Consider the following 9,077-nt stretch of genomic DNA (forward strand, 5'->3'; position numbering starts at 1 on the left):
TTGTTTAAGTTGCAGCAATACACGATAATCCTACACAAGCTTGGAATCTTTTCGCAGGAAGACAAGAAAGACATATTAGGTAAAATTCAAAAGTATAAAATGAAAGTTGGTTTAAAGGACTAGGCTGCCTGGGTAGGGAGCCTCTTCATTTGTCATTTTACATAGAAAAGACCCGGCAGCAACTGCCGGGTCTTTATATATAGGCTGAACTTATTTTTTAGTTACGTTAGCTGCTTGTGGTCCGCGAGCTCCGTCAACAATTTCAAATTCTACTTCTTGACCTTCGTCAAGTGATTTAAATCCTTCTGATTGAATTGCAGAGAAGTGTACGAATACGTCGTCTCCACCTTCAACTTCGATGAATCCAAAACCTTTTTCAGCGTTAAACCATTTTACTTTACCTGTTTGCATGTGAATGCCTCCTAGAACGTTTGCACTTTTGTGCTCTGTAATTACCAAACCACTTTCAAACTCTTAAGTTAAGATGTAATCCAGTACTGAATGGTTGTCACAAATATATCACAAGAAAAAAGCTCTCGCAAGGAACTTTTCTGAAAAATAGGAATAAAGAGTCAGGATATTTTTACATATGTAATTATCAACTGAATGTTATAGGTTTAATGATCAATTTTGTGCGATGCAGACGTACAAAAATAAAAACCATCTGCCTTCTATTCGCTAGCAGGAGATGGTTTTAAATCGTGTGATGGTCGAGTTGCTACAATACCTGTAGCTTTTACAATCTGGTTTAAGATGTTGACTCTGGATTGATCATCAAAGTTTTGTGCTTTGACAAAAGCATAGCCATCTTCATTTGATACATAACGAGGTGGTAAATTGTTGAGTGTGATCGCGAACACATCAGCTTTACAAATCTCACATTTACAAGGAAGCTGAAGTTGTCCCCAATAATTCTTTAGTGCTTCTTCTACTAGAATTTCCATGGCGTTTTTTACATTCATGGGCTATTTACCCCTTTATACACAATCTATATGTATAGAATAGCTTATTCTTACTACATATGTAAACTTTTACTGCAAGTAACAAGACTATTTAACTATAGTTATTTTTATGGTTTTGAAAGTCTATTACTTTGTTACTAAATTAACAATAATATATGATTTTTCTGAAAATTAACTTGAAATCATATATGATTTGAGATTAACATAGGAATATGAAGACTACACATAAAACAAACAAACAGCAGTATGCTTATCAAGTCATCCGTTCCCGTATCTTAGATGGCAGGTATCCACCAGGTCACAAGCTTGTTATTGACCAACTGGCTAGAGAGCTCCAAACAAGTGCAATTCCCGTTCGTGAAGCGATCAGGTTGCTTGAAGCGGATTCTCTAATCTCGTTTAAGCCTTACTCAGGAGCGATTGTCACCCCCTTTGATGAACAAGCATATTTAGAAACTTTATCCGTTCTAGCCGTATTAGAAGGTTTTGCGACTGCAGAATCATCAATACACTTTCCTCACGAAAACCTTGAAGGTTTAAGAGTGTATACGAAGCTTATGGAAGATGCACTTGAACAACTTGATTATTCTCTTTTCTCCAATTACAACAAAGAATTTCATAAACTCACTTACAAATATTGCACCAATCAATTTCTGTTAGAACAGATTCATACAACTTGGGAAAGGCTGGGGACTGTTCGTCAGCAGGGATCAACAATGAAACCTGCTCGAATGAAGCGATCAGTTGCTGAACACTATCAACTAATCGAGATGATGGAAAGAAGAGAAGAACCAAAAATAATAGAGGCATTTACGAGAAATCATAAATTGAATACACTCAAAGCTTTTCTGGAGGATACCAAATAAAATTCTATTTGAGGAGATGAAAGTATGAAGGTAGAAGAAGTAAAGAAATCTCTAAGAGGATCAATCGCTCCGATCATCACCCCTTTTAATGAAGATGAATCGTTAGATCTTGAAACACTTAAAAGTTTGATAGACTGGCACATCCAGTCTGGAAGTCATGGTATCTCTGTTACCGGAACGACAGGAGAACCTTCTTCGCTGACTTTAAAAGAACGCGAGCTTGTAATGGAAACAGCGATCAAAGCTGTAAACAAGCGCGTACCTATCGTTCCGGGAACTGGATCGACCAATCATCAAGAGTCTCTTCACTTAACGAAATTAGCTCAAGAAATGGGAGCAGATGCCGCTATGGTCATCGTCCCTTACTACAATAAGCCCTCACAACACGCACTTTACAAACATTTTAAACTCATCGCAGATTCAGTAGACATCCCATTAATCATTTATAACATCCCAGGCAGAACAGCCGTAAATTTAGAAGTTAAGACGCTAGCGCGACTTAATGAAGACTGTCCAAACATTATCGGAGTAAAGGAATCTAATAAAGATTTTGAACACATTAACCGTGTACTTTTAAACTGTGGACGTGACTTTTTGCTGTATTCGGGAATAGAACTGCTTTGCTATCCGATGCTTGCGATCGGTGGGGCAGGATATATATCTGCAACAGCAAACGTATTGCCGTCTAAAGTGGCAGAAGTATACAACGCATGGGATTCTGGAAATGTAGAAGAAGCATTAAAGCTTCATTATGATTTGATGCCTTTAAATGATGTTCTTTTTAAAGATACGAATCCTGCTCCACTAAAAGCTGCGTTAGGTATGATGGGTAAGATCAATCCGACATTAAGGTTGCCAATGGACTTGCCGGCAGATTCTCTGCAAAAAGAGATAAGAGCTGTTCTTGCTGATTATGGGTTAGTAGAAAAAATAGGGAGTGAAGTATAAATGAAGCATGCTCGCGTTATTTTTGAAGGAAGAGAACAAAAAGGAACGGTAGTGGACGATGTAATCACATTTTCATCAGGGAAATCAGCTAATGTGAGCGAGATCAAAACGTGGCTACCTCCCTTTACGCCAAATAAAATGATCGGGCTAGCACTTAATTATGCCGATCATGCAGATGAGCTAGGGCTTGAAAAACCAGCTGAGCCAGTACTTTTTATAAAGCCAAATTCATCATTAGTAGGTCACAAAGGCCAAGTGTTCTATCCAGACGGTGCAACATACATGCACTATGAAAATGAACTTGCCGTCGTCATCGGTAAAGAGGGAAGAAACATAAAAGCTGAAGAGGCGATGGATTTTGTAAGCGGTTACACAATCGCGAATGATGTTACAGTACGTGACTTTGTGAACAACTGGTACCGACCGCCGGTTCGAGCAAAAGGGCACGACACGTTTGGTCCGATGGGTCCTTATTATGTAGATGCTGCTGACATTCCGGATGTGACAAACCTTGAACTTCGCACATACGTCAACGGTGAGTTAAGACAGCAGGGAAACACAAAAGATTTGATGTATTCAATCCCTGAGATCATTGAGTTTGTTTCTTCATTCATGACACTTGAACCAAATGATGTGATCTGGACGGGTACACCAAAAGGAATATCACATGTGCATCCTGGTGATGTGGTCAGACTTGAAATAGATTACTTAGGTTCTTTAGAGAATACGATTGTTGATGGTCGTACAGAAAAAGTTCCAACTGGAGGGAAGGACCATGAAACCGGAAATTAGAGAATTGGTTCACCACTATATAGATGGTCAGTTTGTATCAGGGCAAAAAGGAGATCTTTTTGTAAACATTAATCCATTTACAAATGAGAAGATCAATACGGTTAGTGAAGGAACGATCGAAGATATTAATAGAGCTGCATCTGCTGCAAAGAAAGCCTTTAAACAAGGGCCTTGGGGAAAGATAAAGCAAGAAAAGCGTCTTCAATACATCTATAAGATTGCAGAACTGATTGATCGTGATGTAGAAGAGATTGCGTTGTTAGAATCCTATGATACGGGACTTCCTATAGCTCAAACACGAAAGATGGTAGGACGTGCAGCGGATAACTTTAGATTTTATGCCGAGATGGTAAAGAACCGTATGTCTGGTGAAGCTTATCATGTGGATGATGAGTTCATGAACTATACGATTCAAAAGCCTGTAGGTGTTGCAGGACTCATTACACCATGGAATGCGCCGTTCATGCTTGAAACATGGAAAATCGCACCTGCACTTGCAACGGGAAACACGGTCATACTAAAACCAGCTGAATGGTCGCCTTTAACTGCTAATAAACTAGCAGAGCTTGTGGATGAAGCTGGACTACCAGCAGGCGTCTTTAACGTCGTTCATGGCTTTGGTGAAACAGCGGGTGCATCGCTTGTTGCACATGATGATGTGCAGCTCATCTCGTTTACTGGAGAGACGAAGACAGGTTCGGAGATTATGAGAAACGGTGCTGCTTCATTGAAACGCTTTTCTATGGAACTTGGCGGAAAGTCACCGATCATCGTATTTGACGACTGTGACTTTGAGCGTGCGCTAGACGCTTGTGTATGGGGCATCTTCTCTTTTAACGGAGAAAGGTGTACAGCGAATTCTCGTTTGTTTCTTCAAGAATCAATTAAAGATGAGTTCGTAGCTCGTTTAAAGGAGAGGGTGGATAACATTATCGTTGGTGATCCATCTGATCCACATACAGAAGTCGGTCCTCTAATTCATACAGAACACTATGAAAATGTGAATAGATATTTACAGATTGCAAAAGACGAAGGTGCAGAAGTATACACCCAAGCACTCTCTGAATCTCACAAAAAAGGGAATTTTGTAGCTCCGACCCTTTTATTAAACGTAAAAAATGACATGACGGTGGCGCAAGAAGAAATATTCGGTCCCGTTTTATCTGTTATGACGTTTAAAGATGAACAAGAAGTGATCGAGTACGCAAATGATATTAAGTACGGTCTCGCAGGCTATGTGTGGACAAACGACATGAAAAAAGGTCTTCGCGTCGCAAATGCCGTTGAAGCCGGTATGCTCTGGGTAAATTCACAGAACGTACGTGATCTACGTATTCCGTTTGGTGGCTCGAAAAATTCAGGTATCGGCCGTGAAGGTGGACACTATGCGTTTGAGTTTTACACTGAGATGAAAGTCGTGCACGTTGCACTTGCAGATCATCACATTCAGCAGTTCGGAAAGAAAAAACAGTCGCTTCAAACCGAAGCGAAACATTAGGAGGGATTTCTTTGCCTGCACGCACGGGGGAACAGTATATTCAAGGGATTTCAAAGGCTAAGAATAACGTTTGGATTCATGGTGAGAAAGTAGATGATGTTCCTTCTCATCCGGCATTTCGAAACATTGTAAGGTCCATTGCTAACCTGTATGACCTCCAGCACGAAAAAGCAGACAAGATGCTCTATACCTCTGAACAGACGGGTGACAAAGTAGGTCTTTCCTTTATTGCGCCTAAAACGGTAGACGATCTCATCCGCCGTCGTGAGATGATTTCAGAATGGGCGGGCTACACAGGCGGAATGATGGGGCGTACGCCTGATTATTTGAATACGAGCGTCATGGCATTTGGTACGTCTGGTAATTTTTTTGCGCAAAACGATCCGATGTTTGCAGAAAATGCAAGAAAGTATTATGACTATTGCCGAGAAAATGACATCAGCTTAACGCATACGCTCATTCATCCGCAGACGAACCGGTCGAAAAAGCAGTCTGAGCAAAAAGATCCATATTTATCAGCTCGCATTGTTGAAAAGAATAAAGACGGTATTGTAATAAAAGGAGCAAGATTGTTGGCAACACTCGGTGGTGTAACAGATGAGATCGTTGTGTTCCCATCGACGCTGAACAAAGCTTCTTCTGAAGATGATCCTTATGCGATGGCATTTGCTATCCCGAACAATACAGAAGGTTTAAAGTTCCTATGTCGTGAATCCTTTGATACGGGTCGAAGTCAGTGGGATCATCCGCTTAGCTCTCGATTCGAGGAGAGTGATGCAATCGTCGTTTTTGATAATGTACTTGTACCGTGGGAGCGCGTTTTCGTAAGCGGCAGCTCTGATATTTGTAACCGTACGTATGTGGAGACGAATGCAATCGTTCATATGGCGCATCAAGTAATCGCAAAGAATACGGTAAAAACTGAATTTGTACTTGGCGTCATCTTAAATATGATGGAGTCAATCGGCATTGATGTGTTTCCGCATGTTAAAGAGAAAGCATCAGAAGTCATGCTGATTCTTGAAACGATGCGTTCTCACCTTTACCGTGCAGAGCACAACGCTTCAATCGATAAGTATGGAAACATGACACCAGACTTTGCACCGCTGAACGCAGCTCGTAACTGGTACCCGAAAATGTATCAGCGCATTGTTGAAATTGTAAAGATACTTGGGGCATCAGGTTTGATGGGGATTCCGACAGAAGCGGATTTTAATGCAGACGACATCGGTGAACTTGTTCATCGTTATACACAAGGAGCCAACATTGATGGTTATGAGCGTACCCAACTGTTCCGATTAGCATGGGACATTTCCATCAGTACGTTCGGCGGCCGTCAAGCGCTGTATGAGTACTACTTCTTTGGAGATCCGGCGCGTATGTCGAACATTTATTATGATCAATTTAACAAAGAGCCTTATAAAGCGATGGTGAAAGATTTTCTGCAGCGCGTGAATTCCAAAAGTCATAACTACAGTAGTGTATAGGAGGAGTCGTCATGGATTTTAACATTATACGAATCGCGCGTGTTGTCATGAACGTCACCGACCTCCATGCTTCCCGTGATTTTTATGTAAACGCTCTAGGTTTTATCGAAACGGCTGCGACTTCAGAATGGATGGCATTACGCGGCCTAGAAGAACACTCCCATCACAGCTTGTTGTTGAAAAAAGCAGATAAGCCTGGTGTTCATGTCGTGAGCTACAAAGTGTGGGAAGACAGCCACTTGAATGAGCTGGAATCCTTTTTTAAAGGTAAAGGAACTAAAGTGTTATGGAAAGATGCAGACTCTAAAGTTGGAATAGGGAAAACACTATGTGTGGAAGACCCTTCAGGCATTCCGCTTGAGTTTTTTGTGGAGATGGAAAGTGTTGAGCGCTGCATTCAAAAATATGATCTTTACCGTGGTGCACGTGTTCAACGTATTGATCATATCAATTGCATGGTTCCAGATGTGGAAGCGGCAGTTCAGTTTTATACAGATGAACTCGGATTTAGAGTTTCAGAATATACGGCAACAGAAGACGATCGAACATGGGCAGCATGGCTGCACCGGAAACCGACCGTTCATGATGTTGCTTTTATGAACGGAGAAGGTCCTCGCCTCCATCACGTTGGTTTTTGGTTATCTGATCCGATGAGTTTGATCCATTGCTGTGACGTGATGGCGAGCATGGGTTATGCAGATAACATCGAGCGCGGACCAGGACGTCACGGCTTATCAAACGCATTCTTTTTATACGTGCGTGACCCTGATGGAAACAGAATAGAATTATATAATGGGGATTATTTGACAAGTGATCCAGACTTTAAACCGATCAAGTGGGACATTAACGATCCAAGACGTCAGACGTTTTGGGGACATAAAGCTCCTGACAGCTGGTTTAACGAGGCAACTTCCTTTTTGAGTCTTGAAAAAGGAGAGCCCGTAGAGCTGAAAAGTCCGACTTTAGCCCAGCGTAAGCCTGATTTTGTGACTTGATATTGGGGTTTGTATAGAGAAGTGAAATAATTGAAGCCGGTCCTGCTTTGAACTGTATCCCGAATAATGGACACTTATAAAAAGTCCGTTATTCGGGATTTTTTGTGTTCTTTAACAAGAAACCCGTTATAATCAAACCAAACAGGGAGAACGGGGAATCCACATTGAGTAAAATTATCTATAACGAACTTCAAAGAAAACAACTTGAAAACAATCCAAATGTAAGCCATGTTTCAGATCGTTCTATCAGCTATAAACCCGAGTTTAAGGTTCAAGCTGTAAAAGAATATTTACAAGGAAAATTACCAATGGAAATTTTTATAGATCATGGTTTTGATATCGAGATGATTGGAGTCGATAAACCACAAGCTTGTTTAAAACGCTGGAGGTACTCGTTTGAAGCGCATGGTGAGGATGGATTTTACACGGAGCGTCGTGGAAAAGGCAGTACAGGACGTCCTTCTTCGAAGGAACCAACCTTAGAAGAAAAATTAAAGAAAGCAGAAGCTCGAAATGCTTTCCTTGAAATGGAGATCGACTTCTTAAAAAAGCTCAAGGAACTAGAAAGGCAGGCGAAAAAGAAGTAACTACATCTGAGAAGTATCAGCTCATCAATGAAACGATCCGAAAACACAACCTTAAACGCCATGTCTCCCATCTCTGTGAAATAGCTGGTGTAAAACGAAAGAGCTATTATGCCTGGCTAAAAGCAGAGCCAAAGCGCCTTGAACGAGAAACAAAAGATCAAGAGGATTATCAACTCATTAAGCAGATTCATGACAGTAAAAAAGAAAAGCTCGGCGGACGCGTAATAAAGATGCGTCTAGAAAATATCTATGATGTTAAAATGAATCTCAAAAAAATATATAGAATTAAAACAAAATTTAATCTTGAAACAAAAATACGCAGGAAAAATCCTTATAGGAAATTAGCAAAGGCTACACAAGAACATAGAACGTGCCCGAACATCCTGAATCGAAACTTTGTCCAGTCTAGACCTGGAATGGCTTTACTCACAGATATTACGTATTTATATTTGGAGGACAGTTCAAAGGTTTATTTATCTTGCGTAAAAGACAGTACAACCAGAGAGATATTAGCGTACTCTCTTTCAACATCACTAAGCATGGGGATTGTTTATCGAACACTAGAAAAATTAATGGACTCTTTGGACGGGAATGTTTATCCTGGTGCAATTCTTCATTCCGATCAAGGTTTCCATTACACACATCCTGAATTTCAAAAACGAGTAAAAGGATTAGGATTTACACAATCCATGTCAAGGAGAGGGAATTGTTTGGATAACGCCCCTATGGAATCATTCTTTGGGCACTTTAAAGACGAAGTAGATGTCGAATGTAAAACGGTCGCTGAATTAAGGTACAAAGTAGAGGAATACATAGAATATTACAATACAGAAAGATATCAATGGACATTAAGCAGAATGACCCCGGAACAATTCCGAGGTCATCTAATAGCTGCTTAAATGGTCTTTTTATAAACTGTCTAATTTTAAGGGAACAGTTCAC

Annotated in this window: 9 protein-coding genes; 7 read left to right on the forward strand and 2 right to left on the reverse strand. The window is 40.6% G+C overall.

Annotated features, from left to right (window positions below):
- Positions 1-210: 210 nt before the first annotated feature.
- Together cspD and ACOZ9X_RS15330 are read right to left on the reverse strand one after the other, a co-directional pair.
- Positions 211-411: a cold-shock protein CspD gene (gene cspD / locus ACOZ9X_RS15325; RefSeq protein ID WP_066237152.1), complete on the reverse strand. Its 201-nt coding sequence runs from the start codon at positions 409-411 to the stop codon at positions 211-213.
- A gap of 260 nt (positions 412-671) precedes the next feature.
- A complete protein-coding gene (locus ACOZ9X_RS15330) occupies positions 672-962 on the reverse strand; it encodes a late competence development ComFB family protein (protein WP_144701298.1) in 291 nt (96 codons plus the stop codon).
- Positions 963-1,174: 212 nt separating this feature from the next.
- Between ACOZ9X_RS15330 and ACOZ9X_RS15335 the strand changes: the two genes are divergently transcribed.
- The 7 genes from ACOZ9X_RS15335 to ACOZ9X_RS15365 all read left to right on the forward strand — a co-directional run bounded on the left by ACOZ9X_RS15335 (position 1,175) and on the right by ACOZ9X_RS15365 (position 9,034).
- Positions 1,175-1,828 (forward strand): GntR family transcriptional regulator, encoded by a 654-nt coding sequence (locus tag ACOZ9X_RS15335; RefSeq protein WP_423418929.1) that lies wholly within the window; start codon positions 1,175-1,177, stop codon positions 1,826-1,828.
- A gap of 24 nt (positions 1,829-1,852) precedes the next feature.
- Positions 1,853-2,776 (forward strand): 2,4-dihydroxyhept-2-ene-1,7-dioic acid aldolase, encoded by a 924-nt coding sequence (hpaI, locus tag ACOZ9X_RS15340; protein ID WP_423418930.1) that lies wholly within the window; start codon positions 1,853-1,855, stop codon positions 2,774-2,776.
- Positions 2,777-3,568: a fumarylacetoacetate hydrolase family protein gene (locus ACOZ9X_RS15345; protein WP_423418931.1), complete on the forward strand. Its 792-nt coding sequence runs from the start codon at positions 2,777-2,779 to the stop codon at positions 3,566-3,568.
- The gene (hpaE, locus tag ACOZ9X_RS15350) at positions 3,552-5,066 is read left to right on the forward strand and encodes a 5-carboxymethyl-2-hydroxymuconate semialdehyde dehydrogenase (protein ID WP_423418932.1); all 1,515 of its coding nucleotides are present in this window, start codon (positions 3,552-3,554) and stop codon (positions 5,064-5,066) included. The genes ACOZ9X_RS15345 and hpaE overlap by 17 nt, the downstream gene beginning before the upstream one ends.
- 11 nt (positions 5,067-5,077) lie before the next feature.
- A complete protein-coding gene (hpaB, locus tag ACOZ9X_RS15355) occupies positions 5,078-6,553 on the forward strand; it encodes a 4-hydroxyphenylacetate 3-monooxygenase, oxygenase component (protein WP_423418933.1) in 1,476 nt (491 codons plus the stop codon).
- An 11-nt stretch (positions 6,554-6,564) separates the two neighbouring features.
- On the forward strand, positions 6,565-7,548 hold the full coding sequence (hpaD, locus tag ACOZ9X_RS15360; protein ID WP_423418934.1) for a 3,4-dihydroxyphenylacetate 2,3-dioxygenase: 984 nt from the start codon (positions 6,565-6,567) through the stop codon (positions 7,546-7,548).
- A 164-nt stretch (positions 7,549-7,712) separates the two neighbouring features.
- Positions 7,713-9,034 (forward strand): IS3 family transposase gene (locus tag ACOZ9X_RS15365; RefSeq protein WP_423416476.1). Its coding sequence is split into 2 segments (ribosomal slippage): positions 7,713-8,085 and positions 8,085-9,034, totalling 1,323 coding nucleotides; the frame shifts between segments, so codons are not numbered across the junction.
- The last annotated feature ends 43 nt before the right edge of the window (positions 9,035-9,077 follow it).

The organism is Fictibacillus nanhaiensis, assembly GCF_049537595.1.
GTDB lineage: Bacteria > Bacillota > Bacilli > Bacillales > Fictibacillaceae > Fictibacillus > Fictibacillus nanhaiensis_F.